Source organism: Vreelandella aquamarina, assembly GCF_044805175.1.
In the GTDB taxonomy this organism is placed as follows: Bacteria; Pseudomonadota; Gammaproteobacteria; order Pseudomonadales; family Halomonadaceae; genus Vreelandella; species Vreelandella aquamarina_B.
The window spans coordinates 1,733,144-1,753,857 of record NZ_CP085232.1; the positions used below are offsets into that span (position 1 = coordinate 1,733,144).

General features: G+C 55.0%; 17 protein-coding genes. 2 read left to right on the forward strand and 15 right to left on the reverse strand.

Going from position 1 to position 20,714, the window contains the following annotated elements; genetic code table 11:
• Window position 1: 1 nt before the first annotated feature.
• From LG300_RS08245 to LG300_RS08285, 9 genes are all read right to left on the reverse strand, one after another.
• Window positions 2-1,273 carry a 2-oxo acid dehydrogenase subunit E2 gene (locus tag LG300_RS08245; RefSeq protein ID WP_404377910.1) on the reverse strand — a complete coding sequence of 424 codons (1,272 nt, stop codon included), beginning with the start codon at window positions 1,271-1,273 and terminating at the stop codon, window positions 2-4.
• Window positions 1,274-1,289: 16 nt separating this feature from the next.
• Window positions 1,290-2,267: an alpha-ketoacid dehydrogenase subunit beta gene (locus tag LG300_RS08250; protein WP_404377911.1), complete on the reverse strand. Its 978-nt coding sequence runs from the start codon at window positions 2,265-2,267 to the stop codon at window positions 1,290-1,292.
• 1 nt (window position 2,268) lies between these two features.
• Complete coding sequence (locus LG300_RS08255) at window positions 2,269-3,471, reverse strand: thiamine pyrophosphate-dependent dehydrogenase E1 component subunit alpha (RefSeq protein ID WP_404378012.1); 1,203 nt, start codon at window positions 3,469-3,471, stop codon at window positions 2,269-2,271.
• Between the two features lie 133 nt (window positions 3,472-3,604).
• Window positions 3,605-4,378 (reverse strand): ABC transporter permease, encoded by a 774-nt coding sequence (locus LG300_RS08260; RefSeq protein WP_404377912.1) that lies wholly within the window; start codon window positions 4,376-4,378, stop codon window positions 3,605-3,607.
• Entirely contained in the window at window positions 4,368-5,333 is a 966-nt protein-coding gene (locus LG300_RS08265; RefSeq protein ID WP_404377913.1) for an ABC transporter ATP-binding protein, read from the reverse strand. The genes LG300_RS08260 and LG300_RS08265 overlap by 11 nt, the downstream gene beginning before the upstream one ends.
• Complete coding sequence (locus tag LG300_RS08270; RefSeq protein WP_404377914.1) at window positions 5,330-6,529, reverse strand: ABC transporter permease; 1,200 nt, start codon at window positions 6,527-6,529, stop codon at window positions 5,330-5,332. The genes LG300_RS08265 and LG300_RS08270 overlap by 4 nt, the downstream gene beginning before the upstream one ends.
• A 3-nt stretch (window positions 6,530-6,532) precedes the next feature.
• Window positions 6,533-7,456, reverse strand: coding sequence for an ABC transporter substrate-binding protein (locus tag LG300_RS08275; RefSeq protein WP_404377915.1), 924 nt, complete (start codon window positions 7,454-7,456; stop codon window positions 6,533-6,535).
• A 105-nt stretch (window positions 7,457-7,561) separates the two neighbouring features.
• Entirely contained in the window at window positions 7,562-8,947 is a 1,386-nt protein-coding gene (gene cysS / locus LG300_RS08280) for a cysteine--tRNA ligase (protein WP_404377916.1), read from the reverse strand.
• Between the two features lie 11 nt (window positions 8,948-8,958).
• Window positions 8,959-10,638, reverse strand: coding sequence for a glutamine--tRNA ligase/YqeY domain fusion protein (locus tag LG300_RS08285; protein ID WP_404377917.1), 1,680 nt, complete (start codon window positions 10,636-10,638; stop codon window positions 8,959-8,961).
• 156 nt (window positions 10,639-10,794) lie between these two features.
• Here LG300_RS08285 and LG300_RS08290 point away from each other — a divergent pair, with 156 nt between their 5' ends.
• Window positions 10,795-11,295 carry a peptidylprolyl isomerase gene (locus LG300_RS08290; RefSeq protein ID WP_404377918.1) on the forward strand — a complete coding sequence of 167 codons (501 nt, stop codon included), beginning with the start codon at window positions 10,795-10,797 and terminating at the stop codon, window positions 11,293-11,295.
• Window positions 11,296-11,309: 14 nt separating this feature from the next.
• Window positions 11,310-12,080, forward strand: a complete 771-nt coding sequence (locus LG300_RS08295; RefSeq protein WP_404377919.1) for a UDP-2,3-diacylglucosamine diphosphatase — start codon at window positions 11,310-11,312, stop codon at window positions 12,078-12,080.
• 91 nt (window positions 12,081-12,171) lie between these two features.
• Here the strand turns inward: LG300_RS08295 and LG300_RS08300 are convergent, their stop codons facing one another.
• The 6 genes from LG300_RS08300 to tig form a co-directional block, all read right to left on the reverse strand.
• Entirely contained in the window at window positions 12,172-13,989 is a 1,818-nt protein-coding gene (locus LG300_RS08300; RefSeq protein ID WP_404377920.1) for a SurA N-terminal domain-containing protein, read from the reverse strand.
• A 111-nt stretch (window positions 13,990-14,100) separates the two neighbouring features.
• Window positions 14,101-14,373, reverse strand: a complete 273-nt coding sequence (locus LG300_RS08305) for an HU family DNA-binding protein (RefSeq protein WP_009724302.1) — start codon at window positions 14,371-14,373, stop codon at window positions 14,101-14,103.
• Window positions 14,374-14,564: 191 nt separating this feature from the next.
• Complete coding sequence (lon, locus tag LG300_RS08310; RefSeq protein ID WP_404377921.1) at window positions 14,565-16,991, reverse strand: endopeptidase La; 2,427 nt, start codon at window positions 16,989-16,991, stop codon at window positions 14,565-14,567.
• A gap of 200 nt (window positions 16,992-17,191) precedes the next feature.
• Complete coding sequence (clpX, locus tag LG300_RS08315) at window positions 17,192-18,472, reverse strand: ATP-dependent Clp protease ATP-binding subunit ClpX (RefSeq protein WP_404377922.1); 1,281 nt, start codon at window positions 18,470-18,472, stop codon at window positions 17,192-17,194.
• A 75-nt stretch (window positions 18,473-18,547) separates the two neighbouring features.
• Window positions 18,548-19,165 (reverse strand): ATP-dependent Clp endopeptidase proteolytic subunit ClpP, encoded by a 618-nt coding sequence (gene clpP / locus LG300_RS08320; protein WP_083023527.1) that lies wholly within the window; start codon window positions 19,163-19,165, stop codon window positions 18,548-18,550.
• Between the two features lie 65 nt (window positions 19,166-19,230).
• Entirely contained in the window at window positions 19,231-20,583 is a 1,353-nt protein-coding gene (tig, locus tag LG300_RS08325; RefSeq protein WP_404377923.1) for a trigger factor, read from the reverse strand.
• Window positions 20,584-20,714 lie beyond the last annotated feature (131 nt).

The following is a 20,714-nucleotide window of genomic DNA, read 5'->3' on the forward strand; positions in this document are numbered from 1 at the left end:
TCTATGCCATACGCAGAAGCATGGCTTCTGGGGCTTCCAAATACCCTTTCCAAGCGTTGCAGAAACGGGCGATGGTGCCACCATCAATAAAGCGGTGATCGCCCGCCCAAGTGACCGTCATAATAGCCCGCCGCTGAACGGCCCCTTGCTCATCAAAGCGCGGCAGCCACTGGGTTTTGCCTATGGCCACAATGGCGGCTTCCGGCGCGTTAATAATCGGCGCAGCATACGTTCCCCCTAGCGCGCCGATATTGGAGATACTAATGGTGCCGCCTTTCAGATCCGCTTGGTCCACGCGACCTTCCCGGGCAGCATGGGTTAGCCTGCCGACCTCTTTGGCGATCTCAAACAGCGTTAAGCGCTCCACGCCTTTCACATTAGGTACCAAAAGCCCCGCTTTGCTATCCACTGCCATGCCGATATTGCACTGTGAGTAGTAGTGCAGCTCGTCGGCCGCGCTATTCAACTGCGCGTTGAGGATGGGCGTTTCAGCCACAGCTAACGCCATTGCTTTCATAAAGAAAGGCATCAGCGTGAGCCGTTCGCCCTGCGCTTCTACCTGCGGCTTGAGCCGCCCGCGCAGCGCCAGCAGTTCAGTGACATCAATCTCTTCGCCGTAGTGGAAATGAGGAATAGTGCTAGCGGCTTCTACCATGCGCTTCGCCATCACAGCACGGACGCCGCGCAGCGGTTCTACCTTGGCAGGTTGCATACCAGACGTAGACGCAGGCACGGAAGCAGGGGCTTGCTGGGTAGACACAGAAGGAGCGTTCAGGTGTGCCAGCACATCCTCTTTCAGCACTCGACCATCCTTGCCACTGCCCGGAATGTCCGTCAGCGTTAGGTTGTGTTCACGCACTAACCGTCGTACCGCCGGGCTTGCAGGCACTTTTCCTGTAGCAGTAGAGGAAACTACTTGGCTGTTAGGCGGTTGGCTATCCGAGGCACGTTCATCAGCAGCCGTTTCGCTACTATCTACCGATTCTCCCGATGCTACCGATGGCGTTTGCTCAGCGGTGGTTTCGCTGCTCGGTTGTCCTGCGATTTGGTAGGCGTACAGCGGCGCGTGCACCTTGGCGATTTGCCCTTGTGCCACATAAAGCTTGGTCACTGTACCGGCTTCCGGCGCGGTAATCTCGACCAGCGCTTTGTCGGTCATAACCTCGACAATCGGCTGGTCCTCTTCAATGGCGTCGCCTTCGGCAACTCGCCACTCCACTACTTCACACTCAACGATACCTTCACCGATATCCGGCAGTAAAAAATCACTCATGGCTGTTCTCCTGGCGCTAAAAGTTCACGCTTTCGCGAATCGCTTCAAAAATTTTCAGGTGGTCAGGCAGGTACTCTTTCTCCAGCACAAGCGGGAAAGGCGTATCCAGACCGGTGACCCGAGTAATCGGCGATTCCAGATAGAGAAAACAGCGCTCCTGTATCGTCGCGGCAATTTCACCAGCAAAGCCACCGGTGAGCGGCGCTTCATGGCTGACAATCATGCGGCCGGTTTTGAACACCGACTCTGCAACAGTATCCACATCCCAGGGCAGTAATGAGCGTAGGTCAATCACCTCGCAGGCAATGCCCTGCTCTTCGGCAAGCTCGGCGGCTTTGCTGATCACTTCCATCTGCGCGCCCCAGCCTACCAGCGTGATATCAGTACCCTCTCGCACCACCTCTGCTTCACCAATCGGCAGCTGGTAATCCTCATCAGGCACATCGCCCACGGCGGCGCGGTAGAGTCGTTTTGGCTCTAAAAACAGCACGGGGTCCGGGTCACGGATAGCCGCTAATAGCAGCCCCTTGGCTTGGTAAGGGTTACGCGGTACCACCACTTTTAAACCGGGGGTGTGGGTGAAGTACGCTTCGGGTGATTGGGAGTGATATAAGCCGCCGGAAATGCCGCCACCATAGGGCGTGCGAATGGTAAGGCCACCTACATTGAAGAGGTCCCCAGAGCGGTAGCGGAATTTAGCGGTCTCGTTAACGATCTGATCAAACGCGGGGAAAATGTAGTCCGCGAACTGTATTTCAGCGACGGGCACCGAACCTTGCGCTGCCAGCCCGTTGGCAAAGCCAATGATGCCCTGCTCTACCAGCGGCGTATTAAAACAGCGCGCTTTACCGTACTTTTCCTGCAAGTGGCTAGTGGCACGGAAAACCCCGCCAAACACACCCACGTCTTCACCAAAGCAGATCACTTTTTCATCTTCTGCCATGGCGATATCCAGGGCGTTATTGATCGCCTGAAGCATGTTCATGGTGGTCATTTTACGCGTCTCCCTGGTTATCAGCGGCTGACGAAAGCGTCAGGTCTAGCGATTTTGCACCTCGCGGGTAGGCATCTGGGTAGCGGCGTATATGACGCGTTAACTGATCCAGCTGGCGCTGTAGCGCAGGGGTCACATCGGCATAGACATCGCTGATCAGCGACTCCAGTGGCGGCGACGGGCGTTTTTCGGCACGCTTCATGGTTTCCAGCACTTCGCGGCGCAGGCTCTCTTGTTGGCTGGCCTCTTCCTCATCGCTCCACCAGCCTTTTTTGGCCATCCAGCGCTGCATACGCAGCAGTGGATCTTTCACGCGCCACGCCTCTTCTTCGCTTTTAGCGCGATAGCCTGAAGGGTCATCCGAAGATGAGTGGGCAGCCAAGCGGTAGGACATCGCTTCAATTAGCACCGGTTGATTCTGCTCAACGGCGATTTTTCGTGCCTGGCGGGTGGCTTCATAGACCGCTAGAGCATCGTTGCCATCTACACGAATCACGTGCATGTGGTAACCAAAGGCGCGGGGGGCGATGCCATCAGCGGCGAACTGTTCTGTAGCAGGCGTAGAGATGGCATAGCCATTATTGCGACAGAAAAAAATCACCGGCACCTGATGCACCGAGGCCATATTCAGCGCGGCGTGGAAGTCGCCTTCCGAAGCGGCCCCTTCGCCAAAAAAGGTCAGCGTGCAGTGGCCTTCACCGGCAAGTTTTTGACCGTAGGCGTAGCCGGTGGCTTGGGGAATCTGGGTCGCCAGAGGGGAAGAGATGGTCATGTAGTGCAGCTTACGGGAGCCGTAGTGAATCGGCATTTGGCGGCCCTTACCGTAATCAAGCTCATTGCCAAACAGCTGATTCATGAACTCATCAATAGAGAAGCCGCGATACATCAAGGCGCCCTGCTCGCGATACTGGGCCATGATCATATCGGCGTCATCCAGCGCAGCGGCGGCACCCACCACAGCGGCTTCCTCACCGGTGCACTGCATATAGAAGCTAAGCCGCCCCTGGCGCTGAGCGGCCATCATACGCTCATCGAGAATACGCGTAGCCAGCATGGCATGGTACAGCCTGCGGGCATGGTCACGGGTTAGCGGGGGTTCCTCGGCACCTTCATAGAGCTCCCCTTCGGGGTTCAGCAGGCTGAAGGTTTCAATGGAGAATTCATCGCCGGTCATAAAGGACGGCTGGTGTACGTAATGAGTCATCATTATTGTCCTTGTATTACCCCTTTTGAGGGCAGTGTTGTCGGTGATGACCGTTTATGCCAGTGGATTTATCTAGCAAGGGTCAACGCAACACGTGGACAGTAACTCAGTACGGCGGTTTTAGGGATTCAACTTAAGACGCAGAAAGGCGCTGGCGAAGCCGCTGCTGATAGACGTTAAAGGCACTATCGATGCTTAGCGCCAGCAGTGCGATCAATAGCGCACCTTGCAGTACATAGGCCATATTGCCATTAACGATACCGGCAATAATGGGATCGCCAAGGTTGCTGGCACCCACAGTGGCACCGAGCGCCGCCGTGGCAATATTGATCGTTACGGAAGTGCGCACCCCCGCTAGAATGACAGGGGCCGCCAAAGGCAACTCCACCTGGCGCAACACTTGCCCCGGGGTCATCCCCATGGCCTGGGCAGACTGCTTAATGGTCGGATCGACATCGTTAATACCAGCAAGCGTGTTGCGTACAATCGGCAACAGACCGTAGAGCATCAGCGCCACCATAATGGGTAGCGTACCAAACCCTAATACCGGCACCGCCAGCGCCAGCACTGCAACAGGGGGAAATGTTTGTCCCAGTGAAGCCAACTGCCCTACCAGCGGTAAAAAATCACGCCCCCGCTCACGCGTCACGGCAACCCCTGCCAGCACGCCTATCGTCACTGTTACCAACGCGGCCACGCCCACAACCAGCATATGACGGCCTAATAGCGTGGAAAACGCAGCGCGGTCGTAGATCACTTGACGCGCATCAGGCTCGATCCAACGAAACACGCCTTCAAGGGCCGTCATCCCTACCAGGCTAAGCAGCAGTAATGCAGCCCAAGCCAACGGCCAAATCCACTGGGGCTTTGGTGCGTTAGGCAAAGTGGGTTGGCGATTAAGCGTCACGTTGGTTCACCTTATCCAACTGCGCCTCTTTAACGATGCGGCGCAACGACAGTTCGCCAATCGGCACGTCATTTTGATCCACCACGGTTAAGCGGTCGGAGTGATCCCGCAGCATCATGGAAAGCGCCTGACGTAGTGTGAAATCACCAGGGATCCGTGACTGGGCGGGCAGTGTGGGGCCTAGCGATGTCATGTGATCCTTCACACGAGTCAGCGCTGCCTGTTTCAAACCGCGCTCAAGCCCCCCTAGCAGCGACTCCACAAACGGGTCGGCGGGGTGTTGTAACAGCGCCAACGGAGTGCCTTGCTGCACAATCCGTCCTTCCCGCATAACGACTAGGTGGTCAGCTAGTTTGAGTGCTTCGTCCATATCGTGAGTCACAAACACAATCGTTTTATGTAGCCGTGACTGTAATTTAGCCAGCTCATCCTGGAGTTTGTCGCGGGTAATCGGGTCCAGTGCGCCAAAAGGCTCATCCATCAATAAAATATCAGGGTCAGCGGCCAACGCACGCGCTACCCCCACCCGCTGCGCCTGCCCACCCGAAAGCTGATGGGGGTACTTGTGGGCGAATTCAGCTACCGGCAGGCCGAGCACACCCATCAGTTCCTCCACACGGGCGGTGATCTCAGCCGCAGGCCATTTCAACAGTTTTGGTACCAAACCAATATTGCGGGAAACGCTCCAGTGGGGGAAAAGGCCGGTACTCTGGATCACATAGCCGATCCGCTGGCGCAGTTTAACCGGGTCGTACTGCTCGATGGCTTGGCCATCCAGAATAATCTCACCGCTGGTATGCTCAATCAGCCGGTTGATCATACGCAGCGTGGTTGATTTACCGCATCCCGACGTACCCACCAGCGCACAGAACTTTCCTTTCGCAACCCGCAGCGTTATGTCATCGACCGCCGTGTCATCACCAAAGCGTTTGGAAACGTGGGAAAGCTCTATCATTCCTGTCCTCCAGGGCGCAGCGCCTCCGCTAACGCCCCTAAACCCGCATCGACGATCAGCGCTAGGATTAAAATGGGCAGCGCACCCAATAGCACCATATCCATAGCAGCCTGACCCAATCCTTGAAAAATAAACGTTCCCAAACCACCCGCTCCAATGAGCGCCGCCACCGCCGTTAGCCCAACCGCCTGAACTGCTGTAATACGCACGCCTTCTAACAGCACAGGTAGCGCTAGCGGAAAGCGCACCTGCCAAAATCGCTGCCCATTGCGCATTCCCATGGCCTTGGCCGCCTCCAGCGTTTCAGCGCTGACCTCTTCTAGCGCAATATAGGTATTACGCACCATGGGTAGCAGGCTATAAGCAATCAGAGCAATCAGCGCCGGTGCATTGCCAATACCGCTGACACCCAGCGCCGCCAGCACCGGAACATGTTCGGCAAGCCATGCTAGAGGAGCCAGTAACAGGCCAAATAGCGCTAAACTTGGGATAGTTTGCAGAAAGTTAAGCAGCGCGAAGGCGACTTTTTGCAGACGCTGATAACGGCGCATCAGCATTGCCAATAGCATGCCCAGCACGACGCTTACCCCAACCGCGGTGCTCACCAGCACAATATGCTGCCCTACCGCCTGATAAAACTGTGCCTTTCGGGCCTGGAATTCTTGCACTAGAGCAAGGCTATCCAACCACAGCGCGGCACAGCCCCACCACGCGAAACCAATACCAACAAGCAGCAGCGTGGTCCACCACCGTGAGAGGCCTAGCCGCAGGCGTAGCTCTACAAGGCACAGCAGCAGGACAAAGAGCACCGTCCAGTAGGCGGCCCCGACACCCAGCCGCGCTTGTGGTAAGGAGGGGTCAACTAGCCAGTGCCCTGCCACCATGAGGCCAAACGGCATTAATAGCAGCGTTAGTACTATAATGCCCAGAATCGCAAGGTAGTGGCGGGTACTAGGCACCGCGGCGAAGAAAGCAATCCCTATAAAAAGCAACGACACAAGGACAGCACCCGGCCAGCCAATAGCAGCGAGGATGCCGTAGGACGTGCCGTTTACAATGCGATTAGGCGCTACGCTAACGAGGCTTAACAGCCAAGCAGCTGCCAGCATGGTGCCGCTAAGGCATAGCAGCACAACATTCGGGCGCCATGATCGTCGGCTGAAAGTGGACGATGGCAACGCGTCGATTAACGACATTCATTAGTCATCCAGGCTATCAAGGTAATCACTGGCTACCTGGTCCGGCGAGAAACCGTTTACCGCGACATCGGCGTTTAGCTTTTGCAGGGTAACCAGGTCGAGCGTGGCGAACACGTCGTTTAGCAACGTTTCCATCTCTGGGTAGGCATCCAGCACCGCTTCACGCACCACTGGGGCCGGTTGATAGACAGGCTGAACGCCTTTGGAGTCCTCTAGCACCACAAGGCCTAAGGCGTTTAACCCACCATCGGTACCGTAGGTCATGGCACCATTAACACCGCTTGTTTGCTGCGCCGCCGCGCGCATCGTTGCAGCCGTATTACCACCGGAGAGTACCAGCAGCTGATCGTCGCTTAGCTCAAAGCCATAAGCTTCTTGAAAAGCAGGTAACGCCTGGGCTGACTCCACAAACTCAGCGCTGGCGGCGAATTTAAACTCTCCACCCTCTGCCAAATAAGCGGCCAAGTCCTCTAGCGTGGCTAAGTGATTGGCTTCGGCCACATCTTGGCGAATACTCATCGCCCAAGTGTTGTTGGCGCTGGCAGGCTGAAGCCAGATCAAGCCTTGCTCGGCATCGCGCTCGCTGACAGTTTGATAGGCATCTTCAGCACTGTTCCACACCGGGCTATCGGTCATATCAAAGAAGAAGGCACCGTTACCTGTGTACTCCGGGTACAGGTCAATTTCGCCTGCCTGAAGGGCACTACGTACCACGCTGGTCCCCCCAAGCTGGAGACGATCCTCCGTGGGAATGCCGTTGCGCTCTAACGTCTGAATAATCAGCTCACCCAGCACAGAGCCTTCAGTATCAATCTTAGAAGAGACCACGACCGGGTCGCTCGCACTCGCCGTTGAGAGTGCCATTGTTGAGAGTGTTACCGCAGAAATGCACACAGCAAGGGTAGGTTTCAGCAAGGAGCGCATGTTGTCATCCTTTTTAATAAGCGTCTTGGGTGTATCGCTTGAGTATAAGAGCCAACTGCGTTGAAGTCAGACGCCGCATTTACGGCACCTGACTTTTTACAACGATTAAGGCGCTTCAATCACCCAAGTAGTTCCTTCTCGGGAGTCTTTCAGGACAATGCCAAGGGCTGCTAATTCATCACGAATGGCGTCTGCCTGGGCAAAATCTTTGTTGGCTTTTGCAGCTTGGCGCTCGGCTATCTTAGCTTCGATCTCCGCTTCGCTCAGCGCCACCTGCTGCTGAGTGCCTTTCAGGAACGTTTGAGGCGTTTGCTGTAATAGCCCCAACACCCCAGCTAAGCGTTTCAGCTCACCTGCCAAGCGGGGCGCCTCGTCAGGCTGGTCGCTTTTCGCACGATTGAGGTCACGGGCCAAGTCAAATAGCGCAGCCAACGCTTCCGGCGTGTTGAAATCATCATCCATCGCCGCCATAAAGCGCTCCGTCACACTACTGGGCGCTGCCTGCTCATCGGCGTTAACACCTTCCAGCGCCGTATAGAAACGCGTCAGCGACTTGCGCGCCTCGACCAACGAGTCCACCGAGTAGTTAATCGCACTGCGGTAGTGGCTTGCTACCAATAGATAGCGCACCACTTCCGGGTCGTGCTCGGCCAGCACATCGCGGATAGTGAAGAAGTTGCCCAGCGACTTCGACATCTTTTCCTGGTTCACACGCACAGCGCCAGCGTGCATCCAGGTATTGACGTAGGTTTTCCCCGTAGCGGCCTCGGATTGGGCAATTTCGTTTTCATGGTGCGGGAAGGTTAAGTCCGGCCCGCCACCATGGATATCGAAGGTGTCGCCCAGGCAGCAGGTTGACATCGCGGAACACTCGATATGCCAACCCGGACGCCCCTCTCCCCAGGGGGAGTGCCAGTGGGCTTCACCAGGCTTGGCTGCTTTCCACAGCACAAAGTCCAGCGGGTCCTCTTTGTGCACATCCACTTCAACCCGCGCTCCAGAACGCATCTCATCCAACTGGCGATTATTCAGCTTGCCGTAGTCGGTGAATTTGCGTACCCGATAATACACATCGCCGTTTTCCGCTGCGTAGGCAAAGCCCTTCTCAATCAGCGTTTCAATCATGGCGATAATATCGCCAATATGCCCCGTGGCACGAGGTTCCTGGCTGGGCGGCAACACATTCAAACGCGCCTCGTCCTCATGCATGGCGTCAATCATGCGCTCGGTGAGTGCGCTGATGGTTTCCCCATTCTCGTCGGCACGCTTGAGGATTTTATCGTCGATGTCTGTGATATTGCGCACGTAGGTCACGTCATAGCCACGATGGCGCAGGTAGCGGGTAATCACATCAAAAGCCACCATGACCCTGGCATGGCCAAGGTGGCAGTAGTCATACACCGTCATGCCGCAGACATACATGCTGACTTTGCCAGCAACCAGTGGGCTAAAAGGCTCTTTGCGGCGTGTCAGCGTATTGTAAATGTGCATATGACGTTTCCTTAACCCTTCTGTTTGATTTTCGCCCAGCTATCTTTCAGACCGACGGTACGGTTGAACACCAGATGTTCAGCGGTGGAAGCATGGCGGTCCGCACAGAAGTAGCCGACCCGCTCAAACTGGAAGCGATCTTCCGGCGCCGCGTTAGCAAGGCTTGGCTCACCAATCGCCTGGCATACCAACAGCGACTCGGGATTTAAATGCTCTAGGAAGTCGACATCCTTATCGCGATCCGGCTGCTCAACCATAAACAGGTTGTCGTATAAACGAACTTCCATCGGCACACCATAGGCAGCGCTGACCCAGTGGATCACGCCTTTTACCTTACGGCCTTCCGGGTTTTTACCCAGGGTGTCGAAGTCCACCGAGCAGCGCAGCTCAACCACTTCGCCTGCGTCGTTCTTGATCACTTCATCACAGCGAATGACGTAGCTGTTACGCAAGCGCACTTCTTTACCCGGCGCCAGGCGGAAGAACTTCTTCGGTGCATCTTCCATAAAATCATCTTGGTCGATGTACAGCTCACGGCCAAACGGCACTTTACGCATTGGCATATCGTCACGGGCCGGATGCCCGGGTACTTCGTATACCTCTTCATGGTCTTCCGGCACGTTGGTCAACACAACCTTCAACGGCTTCAGCACGCACATGGCGCGGGGCGCGTTATCTTCCAGATCCGAGCGGATGGCGTGGGTAAGCATGGCGATATCTACCAAGCCGCCATCTGAGCGGGTAACACCAATCATCTCGCAGAATTTGCGGATAGCAGCAGGCGTGTAGCCGCGACGACGCATACCGGAAATTGTCGGCATCCGCGGGTCGTCCCAGCCATCAACAATCTGCTCATCCACCAGCAGCTTCAGCTTGCGCTTGGAGGTCAAGGTGTAATTCAGATTGAGGCGTGCAAACTCGATTTGACGGGGTTTGGCGGGCACCGGCAAATTGTTTAGGAACCACTCGTATAGCGGGCGGTGGTCTTCAAACTCCAGCGTGCAGATGGAGTGAGTAATGCCTTCAATCGCATCGGATTGGCCGTGGGTAAAATCATAAGAAGGGTAGATTTTCCACTTATCACCCGTTTGGTGGTGATGGGCATGGCGGATGCGGTAAAGAATCGGGTCGCGCAAATTGATGTTAGGGGACGCCATGTCAATTTTGGCCCGCAGCACTTTTTCACCTTCGCCAAACTCACCGTTACGCATCCGTTCCAGCAGGTCCAGGTTCTCTTCGGCGCTGCGCTCCCGGTAGGGGCTCGGCTTGCCCGGCTCGGTCAACGTGCCGCGGTACTCACGGATCTCCTCCGGTGACAGGTCATCTACGTAGGCTTTGCCTTCACGGATCAAGTGCTGCGCCCAAGCATAGAGCTGGTCGAAGTAATCAGATGCAAAACGTACCGGGCCGGCCCACTCGAACCCCAGCCAGCTGACGTCTTCCTTAATGGCGTCGATGTATGCCTGCTCTTCCTTTGCTGGGTTAGTGTCGTCAAAGCGCAGGTGACACTCACCACCCAACTGCTCTGCCAACCCGAAGTTTAGACAAATCGACTTGGCGTGGCCGATGTGCAAAAAGCCGTTGGGCTCGGGGGGAAAGCGCGTCACAATTTTGGTGACCTGGCCGCCCGCTATCTCGTCGCGTACTTGGTTGCGAATGAAGTTCGGCGCTGGGGTGGTCTCGTTGGTCATGGTGGTGTTGATAACCTCATGGTGGATGGCGTGCTGGGCAACCGATGCCTACGCTAAAAGGGTTTGCGCTTCGCGGTGCCGAGCAAAACCGCTATTATAACGTGACGCCGATGCACAGCGCCAAGGCGAACGCCTTTATTGAACAGGAATTTATCTATGATCGTATTACAGACGAACCACGGTGACATCACCATTGCGCTTAATCATGAAAAAGCCCCGGTAACCGCGGCGAATTTCGAACAGTACGTGCGCGACGGTTTTTACGACGGCACGCTGTTTCACCGCGTCATTGATGGCTTCATGATTCAAGGTGGCGGTTTCGACCAGGAGTTCAACCAGAAGCCTACCCGCGACCCAATTGAGAACGAAGCGGACAACGGTTTGCAGAACACCGTCGGCACCCTGGCAATGGCGCGCACCCAAGATCCCCACTCTGCCACTGCCCAGTTTTTTATTAACGTCGGCGACAACAGCTTCCTTAACCATAGCGGCAAAAGCCTGCAAGGCTGGGGCTATGCGGTGTTTGGTGAAGTGGTCGATGGCATGGATGTAGTTAACACCATTAAGGGCGTTAGCACTACTCGCCGCGGTATGCATGCGGATGTCCCTGCGGAAGATGTCATCATCGAGCGTGCTTACGTGAAGGAAGCGGAATAACCGTTGGGAGCTTTATGCGTACTCTGCTAATAGCTGATATGCATCTAAGCGGCGATACCCCTGAGCTTAATCAGGGGTTTTATCGCTACTTGGAACATACTGCCCAAGGGGCCGACGCGCTCTATATCCTTGGCGACCTGTTTGATGCTTGGATTGGCGATGACCTGCTGGATACCACTCATCCGTTAAGCGCCGTCGCCCACGAGGTCATTAAGCGGCTGCGTGCACTAAGCGACGCCGGTACCACTGTTTACTTCATCCACGGCAACCGGGATTTTCTACTCGGCGAGCGCTTTATTAGTGCCTGCCAAGCCACGCTACTCCCCGAAAGCGAAGAGGTAGAGCTGCAGGGGGTGCCCGCCGTTATCCTGCATGGCGACAGCCTGTGCACCAAAGATGAAGCCTACATGGCTTTTCGGGCGCAGTCGCGCAGCGAACAGTGGCAATCACAAATACTTTCCCTGCCCTTAGAACAGCGGCTAGAGCTTGCTAAGAGCCTGCGCATGCAATCAGGGGATGCCAATGCCGGTAAGGCCGAAGACATCATGGATGTCACCCAGGAAGAAGTTGTCGCACTGATGCAGCGCTGTGGTGTATCTACCATGATTCATGGCCACACCCATCGCCCTAAGGTGCACAATTTAACTGTCGAAGATGTGCCTGCCAAGCGGTTCGTGCTGGGCGATTGGGACAGCACGCATGGTTGGGATATTGTGATTGAAAGCTCTGAAGAGCGGCACGCGGAGCCAGTCCTGCGCCAGTTTTCGCTAGATACCCCGCCCTAAACAGCCCCTTAAACACCTCCTTCAGCCTAAAAATAAAGCCGATCAAGAGATCGGCTTTATTCATGGCAATAGATGCTTGAAGAAGTGGTGCCTAGCGCTCGATCTCCGCGTCGCTGCGTAGATCGTCGATCAGCCCTTGGATGATTGACTGGGCACGTAGCTGTTCGGCCATCTGGGCAATAAACGCTGTCATCTGCTCATCCACCTCGCCAACAGAGACACTATCCAGCGCAACGACTGCGACCCCTTGTGACATAGTCACTGCACGATAGACGCTCTCTTCCTCTTCCGGGCGTGGCATACGGAATACCTCACGCACCAGCGCCTGGGGAAGCGTGCTGTTAGCTTGACGAGTGACGCTGCCAGCGTCCAGCCACTCCAGCTCAGCGGCTTCACCTGCACGCAGTGAAGCAATCAATTCTGCTGCCTGATCCTGAAGTGCTGCCTGGCGCTGCTGAGCAGCAACAGCCTGCGCTACTTCATCACGAACGTCTTCTAGGGGCAGCACGGTGGCGTCACGATGCTCGGCGGCGCGCAATACCAGACGGCGATCATTGTCGAGCTCGATCACCTCACTGTTGTAGCCCTCTTCCAGCACCTCCGCGCTAAAGGCTTCTTCCAACACGCCTGGTTCGGAAAGCACGCCTTCTCCCTCACCGCGGGCCAGCCAGTCGGTTTGGTTCAGCGTCAAGCCAAGGTCATCGGCAACGCTCTGTAGATCATCAGCTGCGAAGCTTTCATCGATCAGGCGCTGCACCTGCTGGTTAAACTCGTCACTGACACTATCAAGGGCAACCTCTTGGGCAAGCGCATCGCGCTGCTCTTCAAACGAGGGGCCGGCTAGCTCAGTCACTTTAAGGATATGAAAGGCACCATCCATCTCTACCAGTTGGGAAGTTTCCCCTACCCCCAGTGAAAACGCTGCCTCATCGAACGCTTCACCAAAGAAACCACGGCTAATAACGCCAAGGTCGCCGCCATCTTCAGCACTAGCGGTATCATCGGAGTAACGCGCGGCAGTATCGGCAAAGCTCTCACCGCTGTTGAGAGCGTTGAGGGCTTCACTGGCCACTGACTCTGCCTCGTCGCGGCTACGCTCATCGCCAAAGGTCACCATGATGTGGGACACGCGGCGGTCAGCGCTTTGGCTCTGCTCGCGCCAGGCATCACGGAGTGCCTGCTCATCCACCTCAACCTCTTCCGCCATGGCTTGGCGGTCAATCAAGACGTATTCAATGCGCACTTGCTCCGGGCGCTCGAAGCGAGCCTGATTAGCGTCGTAATATGCCTGCATTTGTGCTTCTGTCACGTCCACATCGACGTCAGCATCCTCTGCATCCAACATCACATAGCGGAAATCACGCTGCTGGCTCTGCAGCTTAGCCAAGCGCTCCTCTTCGCTGGGCAGGCTAAAGTCGCTAAACGCGAGGCCCTGCTGCAGGTGTTGACGCTTAATATCAACCCGCAGCTCTTCCCGGAATGACAGCGGCGTATAGCCTGCCCCGGCTAAACGGTTACGGAAGATTTCCGCTGAGAAGCGGCCATCCTGGTCATGAAACTCAGGCAGGCTGACGATCATTTGATCTAACTGGGCGTCAGAGACAAAAAAGCCGCCATCTTCAGCATACTGGGTTAACAGTGATTGGGTAATCAGTTGGTCAAGCATATCGTTGCGCAGGGCACGCTCCTGCTCGGGCGGTACTTGCCCAGAGCGCAGGGCACGCTGTACTTCCAGCTCAACCTGTTGACGCATAATGGGTTCGCCATTAACGCTTGCAACCTCATTAGGATCACTGCCAAATACGCTAAACAGCGACTCCACACCAAACAGTGCCATGGCAGCCACCATGAGACCGATAATTATCTTGGCACCCCAGCTTCTGGAACCATCTCGTATACTTTGCAGCATGCTAGCCTCAGATCATCAAAGCCATCTAACGCCCAAACCTTCGGGCCAGAAAAGAACATGGGCGCATCGCGGATGCGATGCGCCCATTAGAGTACAGCAAACGCAAGCCAATTAGTTGACGGCGTCTTTCAGCGCTTTACCGGCTTTAAAGCTGGGCACTTTTGCAGCGCTGATCTCAATTGGCTGACCCGTTTGAGGGTTACGACCAGTACGTGCAGCACGCTCTTTAATAGCGAAGGTACCAAAACCTACCAGAGAAACACTCTCGCCTTTTTTGAGGCTATCGGTGACAGACTCCACCATGGCATCCAATGCGCGGGTTGCCGCTGCTTTCGGAATATCTGCAGACGCGGCAATAGCTTCAATCAGCTCGGACTTATTCACACTTCACCCCTTAACTGTTTCAAAAATGGCTCTGAACGGCATGGTCACCAAGTACATTAACCTCAAAGCATAGCTGCGTTTTATAGCAATGCCTTGAAACGCCTGTCAAGCGACCGGGCCGTGAAATGCCCGCTGCTCAAGGCATTGGGCAATTTTATTAAGTAAAATTAAAGCAGAAGCTGCTTTAATGCTTAATGGGTGCTTGCAACGGCATTCGTATTAAACGACTTCTCTGCGCTTGCTAATGAAGCGCCTTCAGCAACGCTCTCTGCGAGCGCAACGGCCAGTACATCATCTATCCACCGTACAGGACGAATATCAAGCGCTCCTTTGATATTTTCCGGTACTTCCTTGAGATCTCGACGATTTTCCTCAGGAATTAGGACAATCTTTATACCACCCCGCCGGGCCGCCAGCAATTTCTCCTTTAACCCTCCAATCGGCAGTACTTCGCCACGCAGGTTAACTTCTCCTGTCATGGCGACATCACACCGAACGGGGCGCTGAGTATAGGCGGACACAATCGCCGTTACCATGGCAATGCCAGCACTGGGTCCGTCTTTGGGCGTAGCACCTTCAGGCACATGAATATGCAGATCTTCATTTTCGAAGCGCTGCGGATCAATACCATAGCTATGGGCACGCGCTTTCACGACGGTTTGTGCCGCGCTCACCGACTCTTTCATGACATCGCCAAGGGAGCCGGTTTTGTTAATACGCCCTTTACCAGGGGTAACCACCGATTCAATATTAAGCAGCTCGCCACCTACGGATGTCCAAGCCAGCCCCGTTACACGGCCAACCTGGTCCTCCTGCTCTGCCAGCCCGTAGCTATAGCGGCGCACACCGGCATAGGTTTCAATTTGATCGGCTGACAACACCTGCTGCGCCTGCAGCTTGCTACCTGCCTTATCCTTAGAGTCGCGTTCGGCCTCTAGGCGCTCACGCAGCACCTTACGGCACACTTTCGCGATTTGACGCTCCAGCTCACGCACCCCTGCTTCACGGGTGTAGTAACGCACCAGCTCAAGCAGTGCATCATCCTCCAGCGCAAGCTCTTCTTCCTTGAGTCCATTGGCTTCTCGCTGTTTCGGCAGCAGGTAGCGCTTGGCAATGGCAAGCTTCTCGTCCTCGGTGTAGCCCGGCAGACGGATGATCTCCATACGGTCCAGCAACGGGCCGGGAATATTCATCGAGTTCGCCGTACAGATAAACAGCGTCTCGGAGAGATCGTAATCCAGCTCGAGATAGTGATCGCTAAAGCTGTTGTTCTGCTCGGGGTCGAGCACCTCTAAAAGGGCCGATGCGGGATCACCGCGATGGTCCATGCCGAGTTTATCAACTTCATCCAGCAGAAAGAGTGGGTTTTTTACCCCAGCCCGACTCATCCGCTGTATTAGCTTACCCGGCAGTGAACCGATGTAGGTGCGGCGATGCCCGCGGATTTCCGACTCGTCGCGCACGCCACCCAGCGCTAAGCGCACATACTTACGGTTGGTTGCACGGGCGATAGACTGCCCGAGGGACGTTTTACCCACCCCAGGCGGGCCGACCAAACACAGTACCGGCCCTTTCATTTTTCGTACGCGCTTTTGCACCGCTAGGTATTCTAGAATGCGCGCCTTCACTTCTTCTAGACCGTAGTGGTCTTCGTCCAACACCTCTTGGGCCTTTACTAGGTCATGCTTGACGCGGGTACGCTTTTTCCATGGAACGGCAATCAGCCAATCCAAATATGAGCGTACCACGGTGGCTTCAGCAGAGTTGGCAGCCATCATTTTGAGCTTGTTAAGCTCTTGAGTCGCTTTTTCGGAAGCCTCTTTGGGCATTCCAGACTCTTTGATCGCCTGTTCGTACTTCTCGGCCTCATTGGGCACGTTATCTAGCTCACCCATCTCTTTCTGGATGGCTTTCATCTGCTCGTTGAGATAGTACTCACGCTGAGTTTTTTCCATCTGCTCTTTGACACGCGAGCGGATGCGCTTCTCAACCTGGAGTAGATCAATCTCAGACTCAATCAGCGCCATTAAGTGCTCGATACGGTCGCGGACGCGATCCATTTCGAGCAGCTCTTGCTTGTCACCAATCTTAAGCGACAGGTGGGCGCAGATGGTGTCGACCAAACGGCTAGGGTCTTCGATGCCTGAGAGTGAATTCAGCACCTCGTTGGGCACTTTTTTCGATAGCTTGACGTACTGCTCAAACTGATTGAGCAGGACACGCACCAGCGCTTCTTGCTCACGGTTGGTCAGCGGCTCGCTCTCGCGGGGCGTTAGATATGCCTGGGTATAACCTGCTTCATTCTCTTCAATATCGATAACATCCGCACGGAAGCTGCCCTCAATCAGCACCTTCACCGTACCATCAGGCAGTTTGAGCAGCTGCATGATGTCAGCGACGGTCCCCATCGCGTAGAGGTCTGCATTATCAGGATCATCCTGTGAGGCCTCGCGTTGAGCCACCAGCAGTACACGCTTGTCGGCTTCCATCGCGGCTTCTAGCGCTTGAATGGACTTTTCACGACCAACAAAAAGCGGAATAACCATTTGCGGATATACAACCACATCTCGCAAAGGCAACAGGGGTAGACATTGTGTCTGATCGGCGTTCTGCTGCATCGCAGACGTTCCTCAAATTCGGATGAGTACTTGAAGGGTACTTAGTCAAGTACCTCACAGTGTGAAAGGCATGACATGACACACCAACCGTGTGTTGGCCAGCCATTTCAGTAATAGCGTATGAACAACAAGGGGCCGCCTAAGCGACCCCTTGGTTTGGCGCAAGCGGTTAAAGCGAGGCCGTGGCGCTTACCGAAGGGTTAACCATCAGTGCCATCGACACGTGCCTCTTCCTGCTGCGAGTAGATCAACAGTGGTTCGCTTTCGCCAGCGATAACAGAGCCATCGATGACAACCTTACTGACCCCCTCCAAGGAGGGAATCTCATACATGGTGTCCAGCAGTACAGATTCTAGGATAGAGCGCAGCCCGCGTGCGCCGGTCTTGCGCTCCATGGCTTTTTTAGCCACAGCCCGTAACGCGTCATCTCTAAACTCAAGCGTGACGTCTTCCATCTCGAAGAGCTTAGCGTACTGCTTAACGAGCGAGTTTTTCGGCTCTGTCAGAATTTGAACCAGTGCGTCTTCAGTTAGTTCGGTCAGTGTCGCGATAACCGGTAGACGCCCCACAAACTCGGGAATCAAGCCAAACTTGACCAAGTCCTCTGGCTCGACATCTGCTAATAGCTCGCCAACGCCTCGAGAAGACTCTTTGCTTTTCACGCTGGCATTAAAGCCAATGCCACCCTTTTCAGCACGGTCACGAATGACTTTATCAAGACCGGCAAAGGCACCACCCACAATAAACAGGATATTGGCCGTATTAACCTGGACAAACTCCTGCTGAGGGTGCTTGCGCCCCCCCTGAGGAGGAACAGACGCCGTCGTGCCTTCGATCAACTTCAGCAACGCTTGCTGTACACCTTCGCCAGAGACATCGCGGGTGATCGACGGGTTATCCGATTTGCGTGAAATCTTGTCGATTTCATCGATATAGACAATCCCGCGCTCAGCTTTCTCAACGTCGTAGTCGCATTTCTGCAGCAGCTTCTGGATGATGTTTTCGACATCCTCACCCACATAGCCTGCTTCAGTTAGCGTGGTTGCATCGGCAATGGTAAAAGGTACATTCAGCAGCCGCGCCATCGTCTCGGCGAGAAGCGTCTTACCGCTGCCCGTCGGGCCAATGAGCAGAATATTGGATTTACCTAGCTCCACATCACCTTCACGCACTTCTGACTTCAGACGCTTGTAGTGGTTATAAACCGCTACGGACAGCACCATTTTGGCGCGGTCTTGTCCGATGACGTAGTCGTCCAATGTATGACGTATTTCGCGGGGCGTAGGTAAACGCTCCTCATCGCTCTCGGCATCGGCTTCGAGAACTTCCTCGCGAATGATGTCATTACATAAGTCGACACACTCATCGCAGATATATACGGACGGACCAGCAATTAGCTTGCGTACTTCGTTCTGGTTTTTACCACAAAACGAGCAGTAAAGCAGCTTGCCACCTTCGTCCTTGCCTTTGCCGTCGGCCATTCGCGTACCTCTATCACTGCGGCGGCTTAACACCGCCTGAAAAGCTCGTTAGAAAAGCAGAATCCTATCACGCTATCAGGATGTAGGACGCTTATCCAGCACTGCGTCAATCAAGCCGTACTCTTTTGCTTTATTGGCGCTCATGAAATTGTCGCGGTCAGTATCCTGGGCCACTTTCTCGATATCCTGGCCAGTATGGTGGGCCAGAATCTGATTCAGCTTTTCACGGATACCAAGAATCTCACGGGTATGAATCTCAATGTCCGAGGCTTGACCCTGGTAACCACCCAGCGGCTGGTGAATCATCACACGGGAGTTAGGCAGGCAGTAGCGCTTACCCGCAGCACCAGCCGTTAGCAGCAATGCCCCCATGCTGGCAGCCTGACCAATACATACAGTGGAAACATCCGGCTTGATAAACTGCATGGTGTCGTAAATCGACATACCCGCCGTTACCGAACCACCAGGGGAGTTGATGTAAAGGTGGATGTCCTTGTCGGGGTTCTCAGACTCCAGAAACAGTAGCTGAGCCACGACGAGGTTGGCCATGTAATCTTCTACTGGCCCCACCAGGAAGATGACGCGCTCTTTCAGAAGGCGCGAATAAATATCGTAGGCTCTTTCCCCTTTGGCGCTCTGCTCAACCACCATGGGCACTAAACCGCCGGCGTTTTGAATATCAAACTCACTCATTCGGGTGATTCCTTGCGTCCGGTAAGGGAAAAGCGCACCCCAACAGGGTGCGCCACGCGATGAGATCAGGCGCTGGCCTGTTCGCCCTCTTCGGCACTCTCATCTTGCTCAGCTTGCTGCTGGGCAGCCGCCAACGCTTGCTGATAAGACATTTCCACATCTTTAACGTTCGTTTGCTCAAGCAGCTTCTCAACCGCTTTCTCTTCGAGAATGGCAGATTTTACCTGGGTTTTCAGCTGCTCGTTACCCATGTAGTACTCTACCACTTCGGACGGATCCTGGTACTGTTCAGCCAGCTCTTCTACTTTGGCTTTGATAGCTGCGTCGTCTGCATCCAGCTCGTTGGCCTTAATCACTTCAGCTAACAGAAGGCCAACCTGAACACGGCTTTTCGCCTGCTCTTCGAACAGCTCGTTGGGCAGTTGGCTCACGTCAAAGTCTTCACCCAGGCCGAACTGTTGGGCAGCTTGGCGCTTCATACCATCTGTTTCTTGCTGCACCAGGGCGCTGGGCACAGGAATCTCGTTCGCTTTTTTCAGCGCGTCCAGCACCTGCTGCTTAACACGGTTGTCCACCGCCTGGGCTGCTTCGCGGGTCATGTTCTTCTTGATTTCAGCGCGGAATTTAGCTTCATCGCCGCCTTCTACACCGAAACGCTCGATGAACGCAGCATCAACTTCCGGCAGTTTTTGGCTTTTCACTTTGTGGACGGTCACCTTGAAGGTGGCGTCTTGGCCAGCCAGATGCTCGGCTTGGTAGTCCGCAGGGAAGGTCACCGAAATGGTTTTTTCTTCGCCCGCCTTGGCTCCGATCAGCTGATCTTCAAAGCCTGGGATAAAACTGTTGGAACCGATAACCAAGTCATGACCTTCAGCACTACCGCCCTCAAACGGCTCATCACCCAGGAAGCCCTGAAAGTCGATGGTTACCTGATCACCGTCGGCGGCAGCTGCGTCGACTTCTTCCCAAGCAGCATTTTGCTTGCGTAGGGTATCGATCATTTCATCGACATCCGCTTCACTGACGGAAACCACCGGACGCTCTACTTCGGTGCCTTCGATGGAAGCCAGCTCAACCTGGGGATAAACTTCCATAATCGCAACGAACTCGAGGTCTTTGCCCGCTTGGTTGACTTTCGGTTCAATTTGCGGGAAGCCCGCAGGGTTGAGGCCCTCTTCGGTAATGGCACGAACGTAGCGCTCACGCATTACTTCGCCTACCACTTCATTGCGCACGCTGTCGCCATAGCGCTGACGCACGACGGCCATTGGCACCCGGCCCTGGCGGAAACCGTTCAGGCGAACGTTTTTCGCGGTGTCTTTCAAGCGAGCGCTGACGGCCTCGTCGATTTCAGCTGCCGGCACTTGAATCGTGATACGGCGTTCGATCTGGGAGGTCGTCTCGACGGAAACTTGCATGAATTGTCCTCTAGCGGCTGGGCGTTATGTTGATTTGCGTAAAATATGTTCAAGGGGGCAATTTTAAGAACCCTGACGCATGGTGGCAAGCGCCATGCTCGCAAGATGGGGGCGCAAGCACTAATTACAAG